General features: G+C 64.9%; 23 protein-coding genes. 9 read left to right on the forward strand and 14 right to left on the reverse strand.

What is annotated here, in order from left to right:
- Positions 1–78: 78 nt before the first annotated feature.
- The 6 genes from A9762_RS19450 to A9762_RS19475 all read right to left on the reverse strand — a co-directional run bounded on the left by A9762_RS19450 (position 79) and on the right by A9762_RS19475 (position 7,845).
- The gene (locus A9762_RS19450; RefSeq protein ID WP_069343651.1) at positions 79–1,206 is read right to left on the reverse strand and encodes a succinylglutamate desuccinylase/aspartoacylase family protein; all 1,128 of its coding nucleotides are present in this window, start codon (positions 1,204–1,206) and stop codon (positions 79–81) included.
- A 195-nt stretch (positions 1,207–1,401) separates the two neighbouring features.
- Complete coding sequence (locus A9762_RS19455; protein ID WP_069343652.1) at positions 1,402–3,225, reverse strand: ABC transporter ATP-binding protein; 1,824 nt, start codon at positions 3,223–3,225, stop codon at positions 1,402–1,404.
- Entirely contained in the window at positions 3,222–4,043 is an 822-nt protein-coding gene (locus A9762_RS19460) for an ABC transporter permease (RefSeq protein ID WP_069343653.1), read from the reverse strand. Before A9762_RS19460 ends, A9762_RS19455 begins: the two co-directional genes overlap by 4 nt.
- Before the next feature lie 5 nt (positions 4,044–4,048).
- Entirely contained in the window at positions 4,049–4,990 is a 942-nt protein-coding gene (locus A9762_RS19465) for an ABC transporter permease (RefSeq protein WP_069343654.1), read from the reverse strand.
- 4 nt (positions 4,991–4,994) lie between these two features.
- Positions 4,995–6,620 carry an ABC transporter substrate-binding protein gene (locus A9762_RS19470; protein WP_069343655.1) on the reverse strand — a complete coding sequence of 542 codons (1,626 nt, stop codon included), beginning with the start codon at positions 6,618–6,620 and terminating at the stop codon, positions 4,995–4,997.
- A 103-nt stretch (positions 6,621–6,723) separates the two neighbouring features.
- Positions 6,724–7,845 (reverse strand): C45 family peptidase, encoded by a 1,122-nt coding sequence (locus A9762_RS19475; RefSeq protein ID WP_069343656.1) that lies wholly within the window; start codon positions 7,843–7,845, stop codon positions 6,724–6,726.
- 510 nt (positions 7,846–8,355) lie between these two features.
- On the opposite strand from A9762_RS19475, the gene A9762_RS19480 reads away from it, so the two are divergent.
- The 6 genes from A9762_RS19480 (at position 8,356) to A9762_RS19505 (ending at position 13,350) form a co-directional block, all read left to right on the forward strand.
- Positions 8,356–9,561 (forward strand): porin, encoded by a 1,206-nt coding sequence (locus A9762_RS19480; protein ID WP_069343657.1) that lies wholly within the window; start codon positions 8,356–8,358, stop codon positions 9,559–9,561.
- Positions 9,562–9,605: 44 nt separating this feature from the next.
- A complete protein-coding gene (locus A9762_RS19485; RefSeq protein WP_170836283.1) occupies positions 9,606–10,709 on the forward strand; it encodes a GDSL-type esterase/lipase family protein in 1,104 nt (367 codons plus the stop codon).
- 116 nt (positions 10,710–10,825) lie between these two features.
- Positions 10,826–11,287 carry a MarR family winged helix-turn-helix transcriptional regulator gene (locus A9762_RS19490; protein WP_069343659.1) on the forward strand — a complete coding sequence of 154 codons (462 nt, stop codon included), beginning with the start codon at positions 10,826–10,828 and terminating at the stop codon, positions 11,285–11,287.
- Between the two features lie 72 nt (positions 11,288–11,359).
- Positions 11,360–11,851 (forward strand): nuclear transport factor 2 family protein, encoded by a 492-nt coding sequence (locus tag A9762_RS19495; RefSeq protein WP_240493635.1) that lies wholly within the window; start codon positions 11,360–11,362, stop codon positions 11,849–11,851.
- An 11-nt stretch (positions 11,852–11,862) separates the two neighbouring features.
- Entirely contained in the window at positions 11,863–12,357 is a 495-nt protein-coding gene (locus A9762_RS19500; protein WP_240493636.1) for a nuclear transport factor 2 family protein, read from the forward strand.
- A gap of 24 nt (positions 12,358–12,381) precedes the next feature.
- Positions 12,382–13,350, forward strand: a complete 969-nt coding sequence (locus A9762_RS19505) for a zinc-binding alcohol dehydrogenase family protein (RefSeq protein WP_069343661.1) — start codon at positions 12,382–12,384, stop codon at positions 13,348–13,350.
- A 27-nt stretch (positions 13,351–13,377) separates the two neighbouring features.
- Here A9762_RS19505 and A9762_RS19510 read toward each other — a convergent pair whose 3' ends face one another.
- Together A9762_RS19510 and argC are read right to left on the reverse strand one after the other, a co-directional pair.
- A complete protein-coding gene (locus tag A9762_RS19510) occupies positions 13,378–13,836 on the reverse strand; it encodes an MEKHLA domain-containing protein (RefSeq protein WP_069343662.1) in 459 nt (152 codons plus the stop codon).
- Between the two features lie 117 nt (positions 13,837–13,953).
- Complete coding sequence (gene argC, locus A9762_RS19515; RefSeq protein ID WP_069343663.1) at positions 13,954–14,880, reverse strand: N-acetyl-gamma-glutamyl-phosphate reductase; 927 nt, start codon at positions 14,878–14,880, stop codon at positions 13,954–13,956.
- A 124-nt stretch (positions 14,881–15,004) separates the two neighbouring features.
- On the opposite strand from argC, the gene A9762_RS19520 reads away from it, so the two are divergent.
- Positions 15,005–15,889, forward strand: coding sequence for a LysR family transcriptional regulator (locus A9762_RS19520; protein WP_069343664.1), 885 nt, complete (start codon positions 15,005–15,007; stop codon positions 15,887–15,889).
- Positions 15,890–15,926: 37 nt separating this feature from the next.
- Here the strand turns inward: A9762_RS19520 and A9762_RS19525 are convergent, their stop codons facing one another.
- A complete protein-coding gene (locus A9762_RS19525; protein ID WP_069343734.1) occupies positions 15,927–17,480 on the reverse strand; it encodes a methyl-accepting chemotaxis protein in 1,554 nt (517 codons plus the stop codon).
- A gap of 85 nt (positions 17,481–17,565) precedes the next feature.
- Positions 17,566–18,843 (reverse strand): hypothetical protein, encoded by a 1,278-nt coding sequence (locus tag A9762_RS28635; protein ID WP_069343665.1) that lies wholly within the window; start codon positions 18,841–18,843, stop codon positions 17,566–17,568.
- On the opposite strand from A9762_RS28635, the gene A9762_RS19535 reads away from it, so the two are divergent.
- The gene (locus A9762_RS19535) at positions 18,842–19,156 is read left to right on the forward strand and encodes a hypothetical protein (protein ID WP_069343666.1); all 315 of its coding nucleotides are present in this window, start codon (positions 18,842–18,844) and stop codon (positions 19,154–19,156) included. The two genes, A9762_RS28635 and A9762_RS19535, sit on opposite strands and share 2 nt — an antisense overlap.
- Before the next feature lie 164 nt (positions 19,157–19,320).
- Here the strand turns inward: A9762_RS19535 and A9762_RS19540 are convergent, their stop codons facing one another.
- From A9762_RS19540 to A9762_RS19555, 4 genes are all read right to left on the reverse strand, one after another.
- A complete protein-coding gene (locus A9762_RS19540) occupies positions 19,321–20,052 on the reverse strand; it encodes an ABC transporter ATP-binding protein (protein ID WP_069343667.1) in 732 nt (243 codons plus the stop codon).
- Positions 20,049–20,927, reverse strand: a complete 879-nt coding sequence (locus tag A9762_RS19545; protein WP_069343668.1) for an ABC transporter ATP-binding protein — start codon at positions 20,925–20,927, stop codon at positions 20,049–20,051. Before A9762_RS19545 ends, A9762_RS19540 begins: the two co-directional genes overlap by 4 nt.
- A complete protein-coding gene (locus A9762_RS19550; protein ID WP_069343669.1) occupies positions 20,927–22,759 on the reverse strand; it encodes an ABC transporter permease in 1,833 nt (610 codons plus the stop codon). Before A9762_RS19550 ends, A9762_RS19545 begins: the two co-directional genes overlap by 1 nt.
- 63 nt (positions 22,760–22,822) lie before the next feature.
- Positions 22,823–24,112: an ABC transporter substrate-binding protein gene (locus A9762_RS19555; RefSeq protein ID WP_083254122.1), complete on the reverse strand. Its 1,290-nt coding sequence runs from the start codon at positions 24,110–24,112 to the stop codon at positions 22,823–22,825.
- A gap of 302 nt (positions 24,113–24,414) precedes the next feature.
- Between A9762_RS19555 and A9762_RS19560 the strand changes: the two genes are divergently transcribed.
- Positions 24,415–25,500 carry a catalase family peroxidase gene (locus A9762_RS19560; RefSeq protein WP_069343670.1) on the forward strand — a complete coding sequence of 362 codons (1,086 nt, stop codon included), beginning with the start codon at positions 24,415–24,417 and terminating at the stop codon, positions 25,498–25,500.
- Positions 25,501–25,503 lie beyond the last annotated feature (3 nt).

Raw genomic sequence — 25,503 nt, forward strand, 5'->3', positions numbered from 1 at the left:
AGAATTAGGTTCGGCCTACATTGGCGTCTGGCTTGGCGAAAATGACGAAAGTGTCGAAGTCGATGGATCGGGCGCCGATCACGCCCCCAGCAGCATGCCGGTGCGTTGGGAACGATGTCCCGTGACGCGCCCCAGCGGATCGCCCGCGTTGACGAAGCGCACGTCGCGTCGCATGTACATCACGCCCTGCGTGCGACTCACCAGCGTGGTGATGTCGCCCGTGACCGGGTCCACGATGTCGAAGACCGGCTGATCGATCTCGACCAGCGCGCCGAGGGCAGCCCGATGCACGAGCACGCCCGCGCACGGCGCGCGGAACTGCTCGCTGCCGGCGAGCGGCGTCGCCGGATACGGCAATTCGGGCAGCGGCGAGACTTGCCCGTCCACATCGCCCGTGTAGGTCAGGTATTGCAGGATGGCGCTGGCGTCGGCCTCGGCCTGCTCGTACGACACGTCGCGCTGACCGCGATGCTCGACCGTCACCGACACCGGACCGGAGGGCATCGGATACGTCGCGCCGAAATGCTGGCGAAGCTGATACCACGTATAGCTCTGCGCTTCGTCGAACGAATGCGCGCCCGAGTCCAGCGCCAGCAGGTTCGCCTTCGAACCGAGATAACGAGCCAGCGGCTCGGCGGCGGGCCAGCATTCGTCGCCGGTGTAAAGATGCATCGTCGCTTCGCGCGAGCAGTGCAGATCGAGCACGATGTCGGCATCGTGCGCCTGAAGCATCAGCAGCGACTGAAGCGCCCCGAAGGCATCGGTGACGGGACGCGCCAGCAACGCCTCACGCCATGCAGCACGCACACGATCCCGGTTGCGCGCGATGTCGTCCGTCAAGGATTCCGGCTGCTGTTCCAGCAACTTCACGATGGCGTCGAACAGCATCGGGAAGCTACGGTTGTAGTTGCGACCGCTGGCGAGTTCGAAACGCCCCTGGGGCGCGCCCATCAACCACTGGTTCAGACCGAGCGGGTTCGCCACGCTCAGCAGCACGACTTCTGCACGCAGACGGCCCTGCGCTTCGAGCACGAGCAACTTCTCGCGAAGCCGGGTGGCGACGAGCATGGCCGGAATCTCGTCGGCGTGCAGCGCGGCCTGCACATAGACCTTGCGCCCGCAGTTCGCCTCACCGAAGTGCTGTGCCACGACGGATTGCGCGGTGCCGGTGCCAACGAACGGCAGGGGGTGGATTACGCTTTGCATGAATGGAATCGAATCAGGTCGTACAGGTATAGCCAAGGCCGGATCGTGAAAGCACCAGCCGATGAATCAGTGTAGGCAGACGAGCGTCGCTCAGGAATGCGGTCGCACCGATCAGGATCATCTTTGCCAATCACCCGGGTGCATCGGAAAACCGATTCCCCCGGGGTCGAACATCAGTCACGTTGCCGGACGCCCTCAGGCGGCGAGCACGGCCACGCGATGCGCCTCGTCCACACTGCCCGCCACGCTCGCGAGCGTGGGCATCGCCTGCGGCGAACGCTCGGGGTCGTAGTACGGCAGCGAGGCGTCGTGCGGGCCAAGCGCGCGCGTTTGCACCGCGAAGCCCGTCTCGCGATTGCCGCGCAACTCCGGCACCGCCTGCAACAGACGCCGCGTGTAAGGGTGCGCCGGCATGTCGAAAATCGCATCGCGCGTGCCCGACTCCACGACATGCCCCCGGAACATCACGATGACGTGATCGGACAGTTGCTCGACCACGCCCAGATCGTGCGAAATCAGCAGACAAGCGAAGCGATACCGTGCCTGCAAGGCAACCAGCATTTCGAGCACCTGCTTCTGCACCGTGACATCCAGTGCCGAGACCGGCTCGTCCGCCACGATGATCGCGGGATGGCTGGCCAGCGCCCGTGCGATTGCCACGCGCTGGCGTTGTCCGCCGGAGAGCTGATGGACGAAGCGCGGCCCGAAGCCACCCAGTCCCACGTCTTCCAGCACCTGCGCCACCCGCTCGCGACGCTCGGCGGCGGTGAGCGACGTGTCGAGCCGCAGCGCTTCGTGCACCAGTGCCTCGACACGCATGCGCGGGTCGAGCGACGAGTACGGGTCCTGAAACACCATCTGGATCGAGCGACGCGCCTCACGCAACTCGCTACGCGTGCCGTCCCCGGGGAACGGCTTGCCCAGCACCTTGACTTCGCCGCCCGCGAGCGGCAGCAAGCCCATGATGGCCTTGGCCATGGTCGTCTTGCCGCTGCCCGATTCGCCGACGATGGCGAGCGTCTGTCCTGCGCGCAACGAGAACGAGCACGGGAACACCGTCGGCACACGGGTCTTGCCCCACAGGCGGGTCGGCACGAGATAGTCGATGGCGACCTTGTCGACCTCCAGCACACGCTCGCCGGCCGGGGTATCCACTTCATTCTCGCTGTCGCCGGTACCGCGCGCGTCGCGACGCGGCAGCGATTCGAGCAGGCGCTGCGTGTAGTCGTTGGACGGATGCGCCAGCACGCGCGCCACCGGGCCGGTTTCGACGAGATCGCCGCGTCGCACGACCATCACCCGTTCGGTGTAGGCGGCGACGAGCGCAAGATCGTGACTCACGAAGATCAGCGCCGTGCCCTCTTCCCGTGTGAGGCCGATCATCACGTCGAGCACTTCCTTTTGCACGACGCAATCGAGCGCCGTCGTCGGCTCGTCCGCGATCAGCAGGCGAGGCTTGAGCAACATCACGGCCGCCAGCAGAATGCGCTGACGCATGCCCCCCGAGAACTCATGCGGGAAGCGGTTCATGCAGCCCTTCGGGTCCCGCACACGCACGCGTTCGAGCATGGCGATGGCCTTCTCACGCGCTTGCGCCTCGGGCACGCCACGGCGGCGCACCAGCGCCTCGACCATTTGCTCGCCGATGCGGATCGCCGGGTTGAGCGACACCATCGGCTCCTGGAACACCATGCCGATGTCGGTGCCGCGCAGCTCACGCCACACCTGCGGAGTCAGATCGAGCAACGAACGGCCATCGAACTGCATGGACTTCGCCTGCACCGACGCTGAATCCGGCAGCAGGCCCAGCAGCGCCTTGCCGATGAGCGTCTTGCCGCTGCCCGACTCGCCGACGATGGCCAGCGATTCGCCGGGACGCAGGTACAGATCGATGTCGCGCACGACGTCGCGCTGTCCGCCCTGCCCGTCAGGGAAAGCAATGCGCAACCCTTCGATCGAAAGCAACGCGCCAGCTTCGGCGGCCCGGGTGGCCTTGTGGTTATCAGATGTCGAGGTCATTTCGCCTCCTTCATGCGGGGGTCCAGCAAGTCGCGCACGGCGTCTCCCAGCAGGTTGATACCGAACAGCGCCAGCGAGATCGCCGTGCCGGGGAACAGCACGAGCCAGAACGCCTGCTCGATGGACGAGCGGCCATCGGCCAGCATGCCGCCCCACGTCGGTTCTGGCGCGGGCACGCCAAGTCCCAGAAAGCTCAGCGCGCTCTCGGCAAGCAAAGCCGAACCGAACAGCGACGTCGAGAAGATCAGCAGCGGCTGCACGCAATGCGGCAGCACGTGCCGGATGAACGTCCAGACTTCGGAATTGCCCATGGTGCGCGAGGCGATCACGTAATCGCGGGTGCGCAACGACAGCACGGCGCCACGGGCGATACGGCTCACGGACGGCGTGTAAGCCAGTCCGAGCGCGAGCACCACGCCCCACTTCGACGGCCCGAGCACCGTCATGATGCCGAGCGCCAGCAGCAGACCGGGGAACGCCATGAGGGCGTCGACCAGCATGCCGGCGATACGGTCGAGCCAGCCGCCGACGTAGCCGCAAATGGCGCCGATCAGCGTGCCGCCGGCCAGTGCCAGCAGGACCGACGCGAGACTGACCGTGATGCTCACGCCCGCACCCGCCATCAGACGCGAGAGCACGTCGCGACCGAAGGCGTCGGTGCCGAACCAGTGCTGCATGCTCGGCGCGGCGTAGCGCGCATAGAGATCCACGTCGATCGGGTTATAGGGGGTGTAGACGAGATCGACCGCGGCGATCAGCACCAGCAGCCCGACCAGAAAGCCGCCAATCCAGAGGTTGGCGCGATGTAAAGATTTCATGGCGTTCAGTGTTTGAGTCGGGGGTCGAACAGCGGATAGAGCAGATCCACGATCAGGTTGATGACGACGTAGATCAGCGCGATCACCAGCAGACATCCCTGCACGACGGGGTAATCGCGTGCATAAATGCTCTCGACCAGCAAACGCCCCATGCCCGGCAACGTGAAGACGGTTTCGATCACGGCGCCGCCCGCGAGCAAGTGCCCCACGACCAGGCCGATCACGGTGAGCGCCGGACCGAACGCGTTCGGCAGCGTGTGACGGGCGAGCACGCGTCGCTCGCTGAGTCCCTTCGCCCGCGCATGGGCGATGTACTCGAGACGCAGCACGTCGATGCTGCTTGCGCGGATCATGCGCGTGACGACCGCAATTTCTCCGAGACTCACGGCAATGACCGGCAGCACGAGGTACTTCAGCGACCCCCATCCGGCCTGCGCGAACGTCTGATAACCGAAAGTCGGCAACCAGTGCAGCTTCACGCCGAAGACCCAGATCAGCAGAATGCCGGACCAGAAACTCGGAATCGAGACGAGCAGGATCGTCGTCATGACGACAGCCAGATCGCTGCGATGGTTCTGACGCCATGCGGCGAACAGGCCCGCCGGAATCGCCACGAGACACGCGATTACCGTCGCGCTCAGCACGATCTGCGCCGTCACCGGGAACGCCTCGGCGATGAGCGTCGAGACCGGACGATGACGCGCGATCGACATGCCCAGATCGCCGCGCAGCAGATGCTCGATCCAGTGCAGGAACTGCATGGGCAGCGACTCGTCGAGACCGAACTCATGGCGCAGGTGCGCGAGCAAAGCCGGGTCGTGGATATCACCCAGCATCAGCGTGGCCGGATCGCCCGGAATGGCGCGGATCATCGCGAAGACGAGCACCGCCACGATCACCACCGTGGGGAATGCCATCGCGATACGTTTGAACAGATACGTCGGCATGGCCTCAGTCCTTCGTCACGTTATAGAAGCGCTTCAGACGCAGCGGCCAGGTCGTCACGCCATGCAGGCGCGAGCTAACCAGAATCAGGTCCGGCGAGTCGTAAAGCACGAGCATCGGCGCGTCGGCCAGCATGCGTCGATGCAGTTCGGCGAGCACTTTGGCGCGCACGGCTTCGTTGGTCTCGCCCGAGATGCTGCGCAGCAGCGCGAGCGCATCCGGGTCTTCCCACTGCACCAGCGGGTTGCGCGACTTGTCGCCCAGCACATCGGCGAAGATCAGCGCAGGGTCGGTACGCGCGGTGTAGCCGAAGGCCATCAACTGGAAACGGCCCGCGCGGTAGTCGGCGAGTTGCTTGCCCCACTCGACCACCTGCAACTTGACGTTGATCCCGGCTCGCGAGAGCAACGATTGCAGGTACACGGCCATCGTGAACATGTGCGAGTAGCGACGGTTCGTCTCCAGCGTGATCGTCTGCCCGTGATAGCCCGCTTCCTTGAGCAGGCGTTTGACCTCGGGCAACGACTGCACGTAGCCCGCCTTCGTGACGTCGGTCGCGAGCGCGCTGGCATTGGGCACGAGCGACGGGTTGTAGCCCGTGCGCCCTTCCGTGACGGCATTCGCGATGCCCGGCAGGTCGGCGGCCAGTGCGATGGCGCGTCGTATGCGTACGTCGGAGAGCAGCGGATCGCGGTTCTGGATCAGCAACGTGGCCGGATCGGCGCCGGGCCCGGCGACGATATGCCAGGCCGGATCCTTCGGCGGCACGATCTGCTCCGACATGTTCATCGCATCGATCTGCCCGGCCATGAGCGCGGAGAGTTGCGACGTCTCATCGGGAATCACGACGAAACGCACGTCGGCGTGAGCGATCTTGCTGCCCGCCAGACCGCTGGCTTCTTCCTTGCGCGGCTGGTACCCCTCGAACGGCTTGAGCAGCACGTACTGCCCCGGCTGCCAGTCGCTGAACTGGTACGGTCCCGTGCCGATGGGATGCACCCACTTGCCCTGTGCATCCACGCTTTCCGGACTGAGCACCGCCATCGGGCAGCGCGGGTCGGTCATGTGGTTGAGGAACAGCGCCGAGGGTTTATCGAGCGAAAACACCACGGTGTTGCGATCCGGCGCGTGCACGCCGAGCACCTTGGCGCCGGCATGCCCGTCGTAGGCGCGGCGGCAGTAGAACCCGGTCTTCGGGTTCATGAAGTACTCGTAGCTCCACTTCACGTCGGCCGCGGTGACCGTCTTGCCGTTGTGGAATTTCACGCCGTGACGCAGATGGAACGTGTAAGTCTTGCCGTCCGGCGAGATGTCCCACGAGTCGGCGAGCATCGGCCCGATGCTCATGTCGGCGCGCAGCGCGACGAGCGACTCGACTACGTGCGCGAGGATGGTGTCGGTCGCGGTGTTGCGCAGAATGCTGCCCGGCATCGACGTGGGCGTGTCGGTGCTCAACGCGAAGCGGATCTCGCGATGCGGCGCTGGCGTAAGCGGTGCCGGCGATGCCTGCCCCGCGTCGGTTTGCGCGACTGCCGTGCCCGCGAGTGCAAGGGCAGCAAGCGTCGTGGCGGCTGCGGCAAGGGTCGCGCCGCGCAGACGTGCACGTAAGCCGGGACGCGACGTTGTCGTCATTGTTTTTGGGAACATCGGAAATCGTTGGGATAGAAAGAGCCGGCGCCGGGACGTCGTCTCCTGAAGACGTCACGCGGCGCGTCTGAACGACCGGCTGGCGATCTCAGCGCAGGCGGTATTCCACGAATTCGCGAGATTCGTACGGCTTGCGCGCGATCCACAGCACACCCTCGGCGGCGTCCATGAGCGTGGTCGAGACCGTCGCGGCAATGCTGTCGAAGCTGACCTTGCGCGGCACGCGCAGCACGCCGACCGGTGCGCCGAAGTCGTCCGCCAGCGCCGCCTTGATGACGTTCCAGTCGATCTTGCCCTGCGTGCGACGCGCGTCCTGCAGCGCCTGCGTGACGCGGCGCTGACGGTAGATCGAGTCCGGGCTCTTGGCCAGACCGAGATCGCGCAGCTTGGTGCGCGCCACCGGGCACATCCAGTGGTTGGCGTGCACGAGCACGTCGTCTTGCGGCGTGAGCCAGAAGATTTCGTCCGGCGCGCATTCGAGATCGACCGCTTCGCCCTTGGCGTCGGCAAGCATCAGATTGTTCGACGCATAACGACGCGTGCTCCACAGCGCCTTCATGGCGTCGGCCATGCTGGTCGAGTCGAGCATACGGCGGCGAATCAGGGCGAGCGGCGTGTCCGCCTGGCCGGCGTTGACGTAATCGCGATCGGACGTAAGGAAGTTGCCGGAGAGCGAGAGCCCTGCGCTGTTGATGCCATGACGGCCCAGCGTGCCTGCCTCGGTGAACACCAGCAGGTCGGGACCGTCCTCGCGACGCATGCGCAGCACGATGCCGGTATCGGCGCACTCTGCACGCCAGTCCCAGTTGTGTGCGTGCATCAGGCGGCCGGTCGCGCTGGACGACGGCATGACGATGAGCCCGGTACACCCGTCGTCGAGCGCCTTGCGGGCTTCGCCGATCTCATCGTGGCCGTACATCATTTCCGTACGGCAGTTGATGAGCACGATGTCCTCGATCGTGAGCCCTGCGCCTTCGGCAATGCCGCGCATCTCTTCGAGATAGCTCGCGTCGAACGCCTCGATGATCGGCACCATGCGCGCGGACAGGGCGCGCTGACGCTCTTGCGACACGCCGCGCTTATCGAGTTGCGAGCGATACAGGGCCAGACTGCGCGCCACGCGCTCGGGCACCTGACGTCCGTGCGCAAGTCCTCGCTCGAAGGGATCGCCGCTCACATCGACCAGCGGAAAGGCTTCATTGGCATTCATCGTGTTTTGTCTCGTCAAGTCCTGAATCTGGCTGGATTTTCATGGGTTTCCTGCATGCAAGGCACATGTCGGAACCATGACACCCAATCATCGTAAGAGGCCAAATCTCGCCCGGGAAGCACGGACTCGGCGATCGGTATCGCTTTTGCCGATCACGACACCTTGCGCCCGCAGAAAAACCGTTCATCTGCCGGTGCAAGCGCGCCGCGAAGTCCCATCGGCGTTGTCGGCGGCGATTCCCTCCAAACAGCTTCAAATAAGGGTTTTCCCGAGGACTAAAACCCTATCGGAAAAATCGATCGTGAACCGTAGAAGTTGGCTTCCGCGACATTTCTTTTTCTTGAAAACTCTGCCCTCGTCAATGCAGGCGGCCCGCCGCCGCTTGACGTGCGGCCCGTCGATCCAGCGGCGGACGCTCGACTTGCGAATCACTCTTACAACAACCCCGCACGGCAACGCCGACTCGCCGCGCTGCGCCGTCGCGGGTTCAAGTCCCTTGGAGATGTCACGATGAAGTATGGAATGCCGGCGATTGCGCTCGCCAGTTGTCTGGTTTGCGGCAGCGCTTTCGCACAGAGCAGCAATGTCCGTTTGTACGGGTTGATCGACAACGGATTCGTCTACAACAACAACGCAAAAGGCGCGTCGCAATACCAGTTGGCCTCGGGCAACCTGCAAGGCAGCCGCTGGGGCATCGCAGGCACGGAAGACCTCGGTGGCGGGCTGTCGGCCGTGTTCCGTCTCGAAGGCGGCTACAGCATCGACACCGGCGCACTCGGTCAGGGCGGCTCGCTGTTCGGCCGACGTGCGACGGTCGGGCTGGCAAACCGCTACGGCACCTTCTCGCTCGGACGCCAGTACGACGCCCTCACGGATTACATGGCGGGCTACTCCGCCACGGGATCGGCGCGCGGCGACGTGGTCAAGTCGTGGGCCGGCGTGTACGGCGCACACCCGGGCGATCTGGATAACCTCGGCGGCTCGAACCGTACCAACAACGTCGTGAAGTATTCCAGCGCGAACTTCAACGGTCTGTCGTTCGAGTCCGCTTATAGCTTCGGCAACAAGGCGGGCGATTTCAGCAGCAGCCAGAGCTTCAGCTTCGCCGGTGCGTATCGCAACGGCCCGCTCGACGCCGGTGTCGCTTATCAGAACGTGCGCAACCCGAACTACGCCAACTGGGGCGTGAATCCGAGCGCGAACAACGCCACGTCGGCCAGTTCGCTCAACATGAACAGCCCGGTGTACAGCGGCTTTGCGTCCGCCAAGACGATGCAGGTCGTCGCGGCCGGCGCGGCGTATCAGATCGGCACCGTGCGTATCGGCGGCATCTACACGAACGTCGAGTTCCAGCATCTGGGCGGCACGCCGGGCAACGGCCTGAATCCGCTGAAGCTGGCGGGCACTGCCGTGTTCAACACGTATGAGCTGAACGTCGCATGGCGTCCGATTCCGGTGGTGCAACTCGCCCTGTCGTACGCGCTTACGCGCGGCAATTCGGTCGGCAGCGTGTCCGGCGCGAACTACGGTCAGTGGAACCTCGGGGCGGACTATGCCCTCTCGAAGCGCACCGATCTGTATGCCGTGATGGTGTACCAGCGCGCGTCGGGCGTCGATTCGACGGGCAAAGCGGCTGTCGCGGCCGTGGCGAACCTGACGGCGTCGTCGACCAATTCGCAGGTCGGGGCGACGGTCGGCATTCGTCACGTGTTCTGATATCGTCTGCGCCTATCGCCACTCTGCCTTGCGTTATGCAACGTTTGCCCAGAACTTCGCGCACCCTCGCACTGTTGGGCGATAGCTGGGTGCGCGGCTCGGGAATGCCGTTCGCGGCAACCGGTCGCGCGCCCACCTACTTCGTCCCTCAACTCGCACGCACGTTACGAGAACGCTTCGGAGACGCCGGCGGCGGCTGGTGCGGTCTGTCGTACACCACGGATGCGGATCGGCGCGGCGGCTCTGCCGAGCCCGACCGATGGCATCAGTCCGGGGTCGGCAGTTGGCGGACCAACGTCCGCAATCAGCCAACGCCGGACATCTGCACCAGTGTGAGCGACACGCCCGGCGATCTGATTCACGTGACGTGGCTGGGTGACGCGACATCTGCGGTCGTGCTGCATGCCTTCGCGGGTGGCGCCATCAACTACCGATGGAACGGCGGACGCTGGCACGGCCTGACGCTCGGCGGCGGGGCCGGTCAATCCCGGTATGCCTTGCAGGACTTCCCGGAAACGGGCGCATGGACGCTGGATATCGCCGTGGCACAGGGCACAGTCACGCTGTCCGGCATCGAACATCGCGCCGACATGATCGGTATGGTCGATATGGTCTATAAGGTCGATGTGGCCCCTATTTCCGACACGCCCGGCATCCGTGTTCACAATCTCGGTGCAGGCGGCAGCACCACGGCCGACTGGCTTGCCGCCATGCGCTCGGCCTCCTGGTTCACGGGCGTTCACTCGCTGGGGATCGACGCCGCAGTGCTCCTGCTGGGCACCAACGATCAACGCGATTTCGACGCGGCCACCTACCGTACCCATCTCGACGAGATCGTCGAGCGTCTGCGCAGCCAGTTGCCGTCGATGAGACTCACGCTCGCGTGCTCGCCTGAGAACAGCGGCGACGAGCCGCAACGACGTGCGCGTCCGATGTCGGCCTATCAGGACGCCGCAGCCACCGTCGCCGCGCGTCACGGTTTGTCGGTGGTGGATTTGCAGCAGACATTCGGCGACGTCGCGCAGTACCGCCACGACGGCCCCAACCCTTTGCTCGACGCGTCGCGCCTCCATCCGAATGGGCTCGGCAGCGCGGTGCTGTGCGAACGCATGACGCAAGCGTGTCTGGCGATGCTGGAAGCCCATTGATCCCTCAATCGACGCAAGGTCTGCCCTTGCGTCGATCTTATTTTTCGTCGTTTGACTTATACGGGCATATGCCCACATAATCCGGACATCGCCTCACCCTGAGCATGAAACCTCGTATGAACGCATCGAATCCGGTCCCCGGCGTGTGCAACAACACGGCCCTGCGCAAAGCGGCGCGGCACGTGACGCGTTTTTACGACACGTGTCTGGCCGATACGGGGTTGCGCGGCACGCAATACGCCATTCTCAATCTGGTGGCGACGCGGGGACCGTCGACCATCGCGGATCTGGCCGAGACGCTTGTCATGGATCGCGCGACGATGGGTCACAATCTGCGCCCGCTTGAGCGCGACGGACTCATCGCGATCCGCGTCGGGCAACGCGACCGGCGCGAGCGCGAAGTCACGCTGACCGACGAAGGCATGGCCCTCGAAGCCGAAGGCAAGCTCGCGTGGAACCGCGCGCAGAAACAGTTCGAAACCCTGTTCGGCAAGGAAGACGCGCTCGCCATGCGTCGTGTCATGGCGCGGATTGCCGCACTCGACCTCCAGGACAACGACGCTACCGAGCGTCGATAAGCGACACACCGGATCACGCGGGCCGCCCAGTCCGCGTTTTCATTTCTCAAATACGGGCATATGAGGATATTTATGCGGTATTCCCTTCGTAGTTGCACGCTGCTTCCGATGATGGCGCTCGCCATGATGCATGCCAGCGTATCGTTTGCCGCCACTTGGTCGCCCGGCGATGAAGCGCGCGTCCGCTCGCTGTTTCTCACGCAGGTCGCGGCCGAAAACGCCCACGACATCGCGACGCTCGACACCGTTCTGGCGGACAGCGATGCCGGACGCCCGTCCCCCGTGTCGTTCGTCGCGCGGGCCTATCGCTTCTGGGGTAAGGACGCCGTCATGCAGCACTTCCGCGAAGCCTTCGCCGGGACATGGCACCTCGAACCGGATGCAGCCCAGATTCAGGTGATTCCGCTGAGCGACGACACCGCCCAACTCTACGCGCCGACGCAAGTCACGCTCGGCGGACCGGGCAAACCTGCCACCACGGCCACGTTCCTCATCAACCAGTTTGCCGTTCGCACGCCGCAAGGCTGGAAGTTCACGGCGATTCTTCCTGTCCCCGCGCAATAAGGAGGCCGACGATGCTCCGGCAAACCCTCACGACATTCGGCGTTGCGCTCGCGTGCGCGATGTCCGTCCTCCCGCAGTCGAGCCACGCGGCGACGAGTTTCAGCGACAGCGATCGCGAGCAGGTGACCGCACTGTTCGCCAAGCAGGCGAACGCCGCTACCGCACACGATCTTGCCGCATTCGAATCGGTACTGGCCAACCCGTCGTCCGACGGCACGGACCCCGTCGTCTTCGTCGCGCGCGCCTACCGTTACTGGGGCAAAGCGGCGCTGGTCGAGCATTTTCGCGAGACGTTCAAAGGCGTATGGAAATTCGAGCCCGATATGGCGCAGTTGCGCATCGTGGCACTGACGCCCGATGTCGCCCAGTTGTACGCGCCCACGCAAATCACATTGGGACACACCGATGCCGACGCGCGAACCGCTCCCTATCTCGTTTATGAAGTCGCCGTACGCACGACCGACGGCTGGCGCATTGGCTCGATCGTGCCAATTGCCGCGCAATGATCGCAGCACAGGAGAAACACTGAAATGAAAGCAGCCGTGTATTACGTGAACGGAGGCCCCGAGGTCTTCCGCTTCGAATCCGTGGACGATCCCGTCTGCGGCCCCGATGACGTCGTCATCGATATTCAGGCCATCTCGCTCGAAGGCGGCGATCTCATCAATCGTGAGATTCGTCCACTGGCGCGCGTGCCTCACATCGTCGGCTATCAATGCGCGGGCGTGGTCAGCGAGGTTGGCGCGCACGTGCGCAACCGTCAGGTCGGGCAGCGTGTCGTTGCCGTGCTTGCATGGGGATCGCACGCCGAGCGCGTGGCAGCGCCGGCGGCCGATACGTGGGTCGTGCCTGATGCGCTGGACCTGATGGCCGCCGCCGCGATTCCGGTGGCATGGGGCACCGCGCATGAGTGCCTGTTCCACACCGGCGGCCTTCAGGCCGGGCAAACCGTGCTGGTGCACGCCGGGGCGGGCGCGCTCGGGCTTGCGGCCATCCAGTTGGCAAGCGCCGCCGGCGCCACCGTCTACGCGACGGCGTCCAGCGACGAGCGGCTGTCGCGCCTGACACCTTTCGGCATGAGCGCCGGCATCAACTACGCCGCCGACGACTTCGTCGCGCGCGTGAAGACGCTCACCGGAGGACGCGGCGTCGACCTCATCGTCGACAGCATTGCAGGGACCACACTCGTGCGCGGCGTGGAGGCACTCGCTTACGGTGGACGCATCGTGACCGTAGGTGTATCCGGGCGCGATACCACCCGGCTGGACCCGGTCAGCCTATGGCGCGGCAATCAGAGCGTGCACGGCGTGTATTTCCCCACGCGTCTGGATCATGAGCACGACCGTGTGCATGCGGTCGTCGACGCGTTGATTCGTCGCGTCGCCGATGGTGAGCTCAAGGTCGTGATCGACCAGACCTTCCCGCTCGATCAGGCGCAGATCGCGCACGCCTACGTGCAGTCGCGAAAGGCGTTCGGGCGCGTGATGATGACGCCCTGATTCGCGCCCTGAAATACGCAGGAACGCTCAGAGATCGCTGGTGCGCGGAATGACGACGGCTTGCCCATGCAGCTTGCCGTCGTCATCGATCAGTTGCCAGAGCGTGACGTCCTCGATTCTGAATCGCTTGCCGCTCTTGGTAATGCGCAAGCCGCTATAGCCTGATTCGTATCCAAGTCGCTGAACGCGATCCAGAAATTGCTGACGCTCCTCGCGATTGGGGGCTTCCGCACATAGCCGTGACGGCAACGCCGTAATCTCGTCCCACGTATAGCCGAAACGTTGCTGTGCAGTCTTGTTCCCGTAAATGAACGTCGGATCGGCCGCATTCTCGTGTGCCAGCACGCCAAACGGCGCGTGCTCGTACAGCCATTCAGCCGCTTGCTCGGCAGGGATGTCTTCAGGGACTAGCGGACGGCCAAGCAGTCGGGCATGGCTATCCGCGAGGAGTTGGAAAAACGCGGGATCAGAGTGACGCGGAATCATGTGGCAACTTCAACTACGGATTACGGAAGGCCCCCACGATACCGCATCCTCATGAACAAAAAAGGGCAACGGCCGGAGATACCACATCGTCCGGTCACCCTCGTCGGCAACAAACGCTCACTGTCCGAGCATCAGTTCCAGATTCTGAACCGCCGCCCCTGACGCGCCCTTGCCGAGGTTGTCGAGCACCGCCGCCAGCAGAATCTGGCCGTTTTCCTTGTGCGAGAAGACGCTCAGCTGCATGAGGTTGGTCCCGTTTAGCGCTTCGGGATCGAGTTGTTTCCCAGCGCCTGACAGGTCCTGCGGCATCACCTGCACATATTTTTCATCGGCATAGTGAGCCGACAGACAGCGGTGTAGCGTCTCGCCGTCCACGCCCGGTGCCAGCAGACGCGTCTCCAGCGGAATCGTCAGCACGATCCCTTGCCGGTACGAACTGTACGAGGGGATGAACATCGGCCGGAACGCCAGTCCCGAATGCTGCTGGATTTCAGGCACATGCTTGTGCACCAGTTCCAGGCCGTACACGCGGTGCTGCGAGCGGCTTATCGCATTCGGTCCTTCATGCTCGTCGACGCCCGCACGTCCGCGACCGGAATACCCCGCCACGGCGTTGATGCTCACAGGGTAGTCGCGCGGAATCAGCCCCGCATCGAGCAACGGCCGCAGTAGCCCGACGGCGGCCGTCGGATAGCACCCGGGATTCGAGACGCGGCTGGCGCTCGCAACGCGCGATGCCTGCGCTTTCGTCAGTTCCGGCAGGCCATACACCCACTCGGCGTGCGTGCGGTGGGCAGAACTGGCATCGATGACCCGCACACGCGGATTGACGATGGACGCCGCCGCCTCGCGCGCTGCGGCATCCGGCAAACACAGAATCGCGATGTCGCAATCGTTGATCGCTTCGGCACGGCGTTGCGGATCCTTGCGATGCGCGTCCGGCAGCGTGACCAGTTGAATATCGGTGCGACCGCGCAGCCTGTCATGAATCTGCAAGCCCGTGGTGCCCTGATCGCCATCGATAAAAATCAGCGGAGAAGCCATGTCCGATTACCCCTATCTCTCGTTCGTGAACCGTATCGAACTGTTATCTTCGCGCTGCGGTTAAAATAAAAAAAGTTGAATTTCATGAACCTGAAATTCCATTTTTCTGAATCAGGACATTGCGATGCGAGAGATCAGCCTGGACCGCTTGAAGACGCTCGTTGCCGTGGCCGACAGCGGCTCGTTTGCCGACGCCGCGCAGGCGCTGCATCTCTCGCCGCCGACCGTCAGCCTGCACATCTCGGATCTGGAAGCCCGCGTGGGAGCGCAACTGCTGTCACGTAAGCGCGGGCATGTGCGGCCGACGTCCGTCGGCGAGGCGCTGGTCGAGCGCGCCCGACGTTTGCTGGCCGACGCCGAACGCACGCTGGAGGACATCGAGCGTCATGCACAGGGGTTGGCCGGACGCGTACGGATCGGGGCGTCCACCGGGGCCATCGCGCATATCCTGCCGCAGGCGCTCGAAACGCTGCGGCTGGATCATCCGGACATCGACGTTCAGGTCGCGATTCTGACGTCTCAGGAGACGCTCAGCCGTCTGCACCGTGGCGCGCTGGATCTGGGACTGGTCGCGTTACCGCAGCCGGAGGTCAAGGGGCTGACGATCCGGCAATGGCGGCGCGATCCCGTCATGGCCTTCCTGCCTGCGCACTGGTCCAGCCCCAAGACCGTAACGCCCGACTGGCTGGCCAGCCAGCCGCTCATCCTGAACGACAGCACCACACGCCTGTCGCGCCAGACGGCCGAGTGGTTTGCCGTGGCGGGCCATCGTCCGACGCCGCGTATCGAGCTGAACTACAACGACGCGATCAAGAGTCTCGTCGCGGCGGGTTACGGCGCAGCCCTGCTGCCGCACGAGGCCATGACACCCCATACCGACGAGCGCATCGCCATGCGTGCGCTACGACCGGCGCTGTGGCGGGAGTTGGGCATCGCACACGCCACCGGCACGCTCGAACGCTCCACCCGGCACGTGCTCGACGCCCTGTGGGGACTACGCGTGCGCTGACCTTGCTCCGCGCCCGCCAATCCCCCATTCCCGCAATTCACGCCGCCGCAGCCACCGTGAACACGGCGACCGTGCCGCGCATGCGGGTGGCCTGCTCGTCGAGCGACTGGGAGGCTGCGGCCGCCTCCTCGACGAGCGCAGCATTTTGCTGGGTGACTTCGTCGATCTGCCCGATGGCCTGATGAATCTGCTGGATGCGGTGCCCCTGATCGTCCGACGCCGAGGCGATTTCGCCGACGATGCCCATGACACGCGTCACCGCCTGTTGCACCGACGCCGTCACCCGCCCGACTTCCTCCGCCTGTGAAGACCCCGCTTGCACGGTCACGACGGACTGTTCGATCAATCCCTTGATTTCCCTGGCAGCACTCGACGAGCGCTGCGCGAGGTTGCGCACCTCGGCAGCCACCACGGCGAAGCCCCGTCCCTGTTCCCCCGCGCGCGCCGCTTCGACGGCGGCATTGAGCGCAAGGATGTTGGTCTGGAATGCAATGCCTTCGATAAGGTTCGTGATCTCGGCGATACGCGACGCACTCGACGAAATATCGCTCATCGTCTCGACCATCCGCTTGACGACCCGATGCCCCTCCTCCGAAATTCGCGTGGTGTCGATCGCCAGCGTATTCGCCTGATTCGCGCTGTCCGCGTTGCGTTGCGCCGTCTCCGTAATCTCGCCGAGGCTCGCCGCCGTGTGCTGGAGCGACGCGGCCTGCTGCTCCGTGCGCGATGACAGATCGATGTTGCCGGCGGCGATCTGCTGGGACGCCACACTGACGGCATCGCTCGACGTGCGCACTTCGGTAATCACGACCGAGATGCGTTCGAGCAACTGGTTCAGCGCGACGGCCGTCAGACCGATCTCGTCCCTACGTGCGACGCTCGCCGGTTGCGACAGGTCGAGCGATTCGCTCATGTGCTGCAAAGTGCGCTGAAGCCGCTGCAAGCCGTCCCGGATCAGTTGATACAGCCGCGCACCCAGCGCCCCCGTCAGGACCAGCGCCGCCAGCACAATCGCCGCCATGACGCCGGTCGCCATGCGATAGGCCTGCGCATTCTCGGTGCGCACCGTCTGCCCCTGCTCGACGTTGTAGGCGAGGTGCCTGTGCAGGCCCTTGTTGAGGTTGTCGGCTGCCGTGTGGACGTCGCCCCCGTCGTGCAGCATGCCGAGCGCTGCGTCCCGGTCGCCGGCACGCATGCGCGCGAAGAACGTCCGGCGCGCCTGCCGATAGGCGGCGATGTTCGCCAGATCGGCATCGAACAACTGCCGGTCGGCGGCGTCGATGAAACCGTGTGAGCGATATTCACCGAGATGTTGATCGTAACGACGGTCGGCGTCAGCGATGATTTTTTCCATCGACTGACGGCTCGCGTCGTCGACACCGTCTACGACATAGCGGTAGACGTTCAGCCGCATGTCGCCGACATCGTCGAGCGCCATGGACATCGATTGCAGACCGGGAATGGTCTGTGTCTCCAGCCCTTCGATGCGGTTGAACGCATGCCCGAGTTGCAGCAAGCCGTATCCGCCGACAAACGCCAGCGCGAACAAAGCCACCCCCAGCGTGACGACGAGACGCCGTACGATAGTCATTTCGTTACCCCCGATCAGTGTTTCGGCACAGTCCATTGAGATCGCACTCGCGGCGACTGCCAGTGAAACACTTGAGGATCGGGGTTTATTCCGGCACCACAGGCATCTCGTGCGACTCCCCGTCTTCGACGTTCTGTGGCGTGGCGTTGGTCCGCCGGCGCAGCAGGGTGTCGCGCGCCGTGCTCAGCCTCGGGCCGAGGTAATTTGCCCCGGCTTCCGCCTGCTCACCGATGACCTGCGCGCCTTTGCCGATGGCGTCTGCCCCGGCGTTGACCGCCGTCGACACGCCCTTATGCACCAGATTGCCGATGGCGGCCGAGGCACCCCGCGCGGCATCGACGGCGGGTTGCGTGACGATGGCGGCCGTGGTCCACGAGGCGAACACGCCCGCCGACGTGACGGTGCGTGCCGCATGCCGCGCGGCCGAGACGCCCGCCTCGCCCGCACCGGCCTGCCTGGCCAGCGCCCCCGCCCCGGTCGTGGCCATCGTGACCGCGCCCAACCCTGCCCCCAGCGCACCGACGTTCATCGAGAGACTCGTGGACGACAGCAGCGTCTGCGGTGCGCTGAGCGTCGCATCCACGGTGTTGACCAGCGCCTTCGCCACACGCCCTGCGCCATTGGCCGCCGCGCCCGTCCACGTGGCCGCCTTGAGCGCCTGATACTGCGCTTTCCAGTCGGTACGCCCGAGCAGGTACTCCGGTCCGACGCGATGGTCGCGCTCGGCAAAGTACCGGTTGCCGACGTTGAACCCCGCCCCTGCCAACGGTGATCCGATCGCGGCCAGCCACGAATCGGTCTCTGCGGCCGCCGCTGCGTGGCCCAGTGCCGTCATCGTCGGTCCGACGACGCCACGCACCACGTTACGCGCGGTGAACGTCTGAATCGACGCGGCGCTTTGCCCGACGGCACGCAACATGCCCGCCTCCGCCCGGGCTTTGGCCTCGGGCATCGCCCCTTCGAGTGCTGCGTGCGGCGCGGCGAGCCATTGCGTGTCGGTCATCGCCGGGCCCAAGGCCTGCGATCCCACGTGATCGATGGCGCCGGAGACCATGCCCGCCGCTGCGCCCGCCTTGAAAGCGTCCGGCGCATGCCGCAGCCCCGGCAACGCGTTCATTCCTGCCACCACGGTGTCGCCAATGCCCGGCAGCGTGTCGAGCAGACGAGACGCCACACCGAAAGGCACCGAGCCGACGAAACCCCGCGCGCCCTCACTGCCAATGTCGTGCCAACGCGCTTTGGAAAAGGTCGCCGCTACGCTCTCGCCGGTTTCCCCCATCGCGACCAGCCCCGCGACACGGTCGTCGATCTGCGCGGCGAGCACGTCGTGGTTCGAGTCTTCGCCTTCGGTGGCGTGACGCATGAAGTATTCAGCGACGACAGCATGGACACCCGCCTGCCGGACCGCACGCGCCTCCGGGGTCTCGACCGACGCCGTCGAGGTCGCTGAAGACATCGAGGAAGCCAGGGACGCCGACGACGCCTGCCGTTCCACCGGTGTGGGCAGCGCCGCGCGTGGTCTGCGCGACGCCGCGCCCGACACCGCAGGGCCGAGAGGACGAAGGGATTGGAACGGTTGGAGCGGCTGGAGCCGTTGGGAGGAAGACGCCGAAGACTCGGCCGCGAAGTTCGCTGATGACGGCGTCACCGGATGCGGCGTCGCGGGTGCGGGATGATTTGCGAGATCGGCAGACAGATTGGGGGAGCTTGGGATTTTCATGGTCCACATTATTTTTAGTTAGGAATTCGAAATGTATTCCCAACCACTCCCACCCCAATGCTCAACCCGAAGCCAATGCGCGTCATGCGAAGCGAGGTCATCGCTTCGCCCACCCCTCTTTCAGTGAACAGCGGTGGCGGGATTACCACCGAGGTACGCGTCCTGAACGCGGGGATCGTCGAGCAACGTGCGTGCGTCGCCATGCAACACGATGCGTCCGGTTTGCAGGACGTAGGCGTCGTGCGCAATCGCCAGTGCGAGGTTCGCGTTCTGCTCGACCATGAAGACCGTCACGCCGCTCTGGTTGACCGTCTGAATCAATTCGAGCACGTGGTCGACATAGCGGGGCGACAGGCCCATCGTGGGCTCGTCCATGCACAGCAGGCGAGGCCGCCCCATGAGCGCACGCGCCATGGCGACCATCTGCTGCTCACCGCCGGAGAGCGATCCCGCTGCGAACGTCAGCCGCTCCTTCAGGCGCGGAAACAGCGACAGCATGCGCTCGTAGTCATCCTGAATCGCCGCCTTGTCGCGTCGCGAATACGCGCCCATCAGCAGGTTCTCCCGCACGGTCATCGCCCCGAACAGACGCCGCGACTCCGGCACCGAGCCGATGCCGCGCCGGACGATGGCCGGCGTCTTGAGCCCCGTGATGTCCTCGCCCGCGAAGCGCACCGTGCCGCGACGCGGTGCATGCAGACCCAGCACGATCTTCATCGTCGTCGATTTGCCGCTGGCGTTACCGCCCAGCAGGCAGACGATCTTGCCTTCGTCAATCGAGAAGCCAAGGTCGAAGTGGACTTGCGACGGTCCGTAAAAAGTGTCGATTCCCGACAGTTCCAGCAAACTCATGCGGCTTCCCTCTTGCGATCGTTATCGCGTTGCGTGCCCGCCGCCTGCTGTGCGTAGCGCGTGCCGAGATAAGCCTCGATCACGCGCGGGTCCTGCCGTACGTGTTCCGGCGACCCTTCGGCGATCTTGTGCCCGTCGTCCATCACGATCACCCGGTCGGACAACGCCATGACCATCTCCAGCTTGTGCTCGATCAGCAAAATCGTGTGGCCTTCGGACTTGAGTTCTGCAATGAGTGCCTGCATTTCCGCCGTCTCGCTCGGATTCATGCCAGCGGTCGGTTCGTCGAGCAGCAGAATGCGCGGCTGCGACGCGAGCGCCCGCGCAATCTCCACGCGTCGGCGGTTCGCATACGACAGGCTGTGCGTGGGATGGTCCAGACGCGGCGTCAGCCGCTCACCGAAGCGTGCGATCAGCGCGAGCGCCTGTTCACGCAGCGCGGCTTCTTCCGCGCGCACGGCAGGCGGGCGCACCAGCGCCAGCCCGAGTTCTGCCAGCGCCCCCAGCCAGCGTGCCACGCCTCGTCGTCCGCTCCCCGGGATCACGGCTTGCAGCCGGGTGTGTGCGCCGACGAGCACGTTATCGAGCACCGAGAGGTTCGCGAAGACGCGTCCATGCTGGAACGTGCGCGCCAGCCCGACGCGGGCGACCGCTTCCGGCGCCCAGCCCGTAATGTCCTGCCCGGCCAGCGTGACGCGGCCGCCATCCGGCCGATCCGCCCCGCTCACCACGTTGAACAAGGTCGTCTTGCCCGCACCGTTCGGGCCGATCACGCTCACGAGTTCGCCCTCGTTCACATGAAGCGTCAGCGGTGCAAGCGCCGTCAGCCCGCCGAAGCGGCGCGTGAGGCCATCTATCTGTAAAAGCGAAGCCATCAGCGGGTTCCCAGCAGACCTTGAGGACGGAAGCGGATCAGCAGCAACAGCGCCAATCCGTAAATCAGCATGCGATAGTCGGCGAGGCCCCGGAACCACTCCGGCAGACCGATGAGCGCAAGCGCCCCCAGCACCGCACCGGCCAGGTTGCCCAACCCGCCGAGAATGACCATCGTGATCGCGAGCACCGACACCTGCGACGTGAACGTCTCGTGATTGATGTACGAGAAGACGTGCGCCATGATCGCGCCGCCCATGCCTGCCACCGCACCGGCCACACCGAAGGCCAGCCCTTTGTAGCGATCGAGCGCAATGCCCTGCGCGCGTGCGGCCACGTCGTCGTCGCGCATGGCACGCCAAGTGCGCCCGAGATGCGAGCCGAGCAACCGCCACAGCGTGAACGACAGCACCCCGAGCACCGTCAGCGCGATCCAGTACTGGCCGCGCACGTCGAGCACTTCGAAGCCGCCCAGCGACAGCGGCGGAATGCCTGCGACCCCGATGGGGCCGCGCGTGAAGTTGCCGCCATTGAGCACCACGAGGGCCACGATCTCCCCGATGCCGAGGGTGGCAATCGAGACGTAGTGACCGCGTAGCCGGAACGCGGGCCAGACGAGCAGCGCGCCGATCACGCCGGTCACCGCGCTCGCGGCGAGAATCGCGCCGAGCACCGGCCATCCTGCATCGAGCGCCAGTAGCGACGACGCGTAGGCGCCGATCGTCAGCAGCGCCGCCTGACCCAGCGACACCTGCCCGGCAGTGCCGGCCACTACCGTGAGCGACAGCGCCAGCAGGCCGTACAGCCATGCATTCGTCAGCGTGCGCAGCAGGTAGTCGCCGACCAGCGCAGTCGGTGCGAGCGGCAGCAGCGCCGCCACGACGAACGCCAGCACCCACCAGCGCGGGCGTATCACGACCGGACGACTCGGTGCAATGAAGGTGCCCGTCAGCGGTTCGGGTGGGCGCGCCGCTGCACGCGAGAACAACCCGTTCGGGCGCCACACGAGCACGATGATGAGCAGCACGTACGCAAACAGATTCCGATAGCTCGATCCGAGCAGCCCCACGCCCCAGCTCTCGATGACGCCCAGCAGCAGGCTGCCCGCAATCGCGCCGGGCACGTTGCCCACGCCACCGATCACCTGCGCCACCACGCCCTTGAGCGTGGCCTGATAGCTCATCGACGGATCGATGCTGTTGTAGTACATGCCGACGAGCACACCGGCCACGCCGCCGAGCGCACCGGCAATCGCGAATACGGTGCTGTTGACGACATCGACGTCCACGCCCATCTGTCGGGCGGCGTCGCGATCCTGCGCGGTGGCGCGCACCGCCCAGCCCAGTCGCGTGAAGCGCAGAAAGCCGAAGAGAATGGCCGCCGTACCAATGCCCACACCGGCAATCAGCAAATCCAGCGCGCCGATGCTGCCCCCGCCGATGGACAACCGCCAGTCCGGCAGCGGATTCGGCAGCGCGCGCGGATCGGCGCCGAAGCCGAGTTGCACGCACTGATCGATCACGATGGACACGCCGATGGTGGCGAGCAGCGGCGCGATGCGCGGCGCGTTCTGCAACGGACGCAACGCGAGTCGTTCGATTACCGCGCCGAGCAACGCACACCCGATCACCACAATGGCGAGCGTCGCCAGCAGCGGCGTGTGCAGATAGGTAATCGCCCCCCATCCCAGAAAGGCGCCGACCGAGTAGACGGAGCCGTGGGCGAAGTTGATCAGATGCGATACCCCGAAGATCAGCGCCAGCCCGACCGCCAGCAGCGCGTAAATGTTACCGACGATCAACCCGTTGATCGTGTAGTCGAACCATGAACCCATGACATCATCCAGAACTTTGCGACGTGCGCCGTTGCGACTTCGTCGTACTCGTCTTCGTTGTGCTTACTTCGCCGCGACCTTGGGCGCATCGCCCTGCCACACCACGAACTGGCCTTGCCTGACGATCAGGTGAACGTTCTTCGCCTGCGCCACGCGACGGGTCTGCGGATCGAAGGCGACCTTGCCGAAGACGATGCTCGGCGCATCCTTTACCTGCGCAAAGCCCTTGCGTGCCGCCTCGCGTGAGGCGCCGAATTCACGCAACACGGTAGCGGTCACGAGCAGGGCGTCATAAGCGCGTGCGGCGAAGGCGTCCGGCTCCTGCTGGTACTTCGCGCGATAGCGGGTCACAAAGCGCTGCACTTCGGGGCGTGGATCGTTAGGGAAGAAGTTCGAATCGAGATGCACGCCTTCCGCCGCCGCACCACCGAGTTCGAGGAACTTGGGCGAATAGAGCGAGCTTGCGCCGATGGTCGGCAGCGTCACCCCGGCCTGACGCGCCTGACGCACGATCTGCGCGCCATCCGGCGCGTAGGAGATGAGCACCAAGCTATCGGGCTTGGCATCGCGCACGCGCACCAGCGTCGAGCGGTAATCCTTTTCGTCAGGCTGATAACCTTCGGCCGCCACGACCTTCGCGCCGTATTGCTCGGCAGCCTTTGTGAACAGGTCCTTGCTCGTGCGTCCCCAGTCCGTGTTCAGATACAGCACGGCCACGCGCTTGAGGCCGAGCTGACGCACCACGAAGTCGGCCAGCAACGGCTGTTCTTCTGCCTGACTGATCGACGTACTCCACATGTAGTCGCCGCCCTTGGTGAAGTCAGGATGCGAGTTGGTGAAGCCGAACTGAATCAGCTTGCCGCGCTGATAGATCGGCGAGGCCGCCATCGACGCGGGGCTGGAGAAGTCGCCCAGTTCCACGAGAATGCGCGGATCGCCCACGAACTTCTGGGCGATGGCAACCGCCTGACGCGGATCGCTCTGGCTGTCCTGAAAGTCGAGGCTGAGCGGATGCCCCTTGATGCCGCCATCGCCGTTGATATCGTCCAGCGCGAGGTCGAACCCGCGCTTCCATTGCAAACCGTACTGCGCGTTCTGCCCCGTCACCGGCCCCGATACCCCGACCCAGACGGGATCGCCGGACGCCGGTGCCGCAAGCGCCGGGCGCAGATGCAACGCGACGGCCGCCACGGCCAGTGCCGCGCCAAGCGCCAGGAACTTGCGCGGCAACCGGTTGGGCAGCAGGCGCGGACTTTGAGACGGATGAGGCTGGGTTTGGGAGGAACCGAGGGAGGAAGCGAGGGAGGAAGCGAGGGAGGAAAACCACTGCGGGAGACGGAACGAATTTGCCATGATGACGGCCTTCACATGCGGGCGCGGTAGGAACCGAGGGAAAGATCCGATCCTACGACTGCGTCCGGCACCGGCTAAGCAATTGTTTATGCGAAGCTTATGCGCGCACATCGGGAATGCAATGCTGGCTAGCAGAACCTTCCGTCCCGCCATGCCATTCGCGCGTGCGCAGCGAAGTTCCGCGGCAACACATTCCAACATAAACCATTACAAAATTCTCCCGGAATACGCGGCAAAAACCGGGATTAAGCCGACAACGGACGTGTTTGCTCCACTGAACCCCCTCAATGGAGTCACACAAGATGAGCAGCAACGAAGCCAACAACAGCCGCCGTTCCTTCCTTTCCACGGCGACCCGTCTGACGATGGCCGGCGCCGTCGTCGGCCTGCCCGCTGCGGTGCCCGGTACGGCGAACGCCGACACGCCGGCGCCCGCCAGCGAAGGCATGGGCAACGAGTACAACGAAGCAACCTCGCAGCACGCGCTCGACGCGCTCGAGAGTGCGTTCGGCGTGCACCCCGGCGAACGACGCAATCACACCAAGGGCATCGGCGTGACGGGCACGTTCGTGGGCAACCCGGCAGCCGCATCGCCCTACTCGCGCTCGCTCCTGTTCTCCGGAAAGGCCATCGATGTGGTCGGACGCTTCTCCATCGCCGGCGGCAATCCGGAAGCCGAAGACGCCGAGCGCAGCACGCGCGGTCTCGGACTTCAGTTCCGCTTGCCGAACGGCAGCCTGCATCACATCACGATGCTGCACACACCGATGTTCTTCGCCACGATGCCGAAGACCTTCATCGACAAGTTCTTTGCGCTGACGCCCGATGCCGCCACCGGCAAGCCGAATCCGGAAGTCTTCAAGCAGTTCCTCGCCACGCATCCGGACCACGCGTCGCAGGCCCACTTCCTCGGCACGGTGAACCCGCCGTGGAGCTATGCGAGCGCGGCTTACTACGGCATTCACACGTTCAAGTTCGTCAATGCCAAGGGCAAGGTGACGATGGTCCGGTGGCGCTTCGTGCCGCGTGACGGTGAACGCTCGCTGAGCGACGACGAACTCGCCAACGCACCCCGCGACTTCCTGCACGCACGGCTCATGGAGCGCCTGCACAAGGGGCCGGCGAAGTGGGACATGCGAGTGGCGATCGGCGAGCCGGGCGATCCCGTCATCGACCCGACCGTGCTCTGGCCGAAGGAGCGTCAGGAGTTCGTCGCCGGCACGCTGACGCTGAACGCCGCCCAGCCGCAGGAACATGCCCCGAGCTACGGCATCAACTTCGATCCGCTGGTGATGGCCGACGGCATCGAACCGAGCGACGATCCGATCCTGTTGTTCCGCTCGCCGTCATACGGGCTGTCGTACTCCCGGCGTCTGCGTCACATCTGAGTT

The sequence above is a fragment of the Pandoraea sp. ISTKB genome, assembly GCF_001721285.1.
GTDB lineage: Bacteria > Pseudomonadota > Gammaproteobacteria > Burkholderiales > Burkholderiaceae > Pandoraea > Pandoraea capi.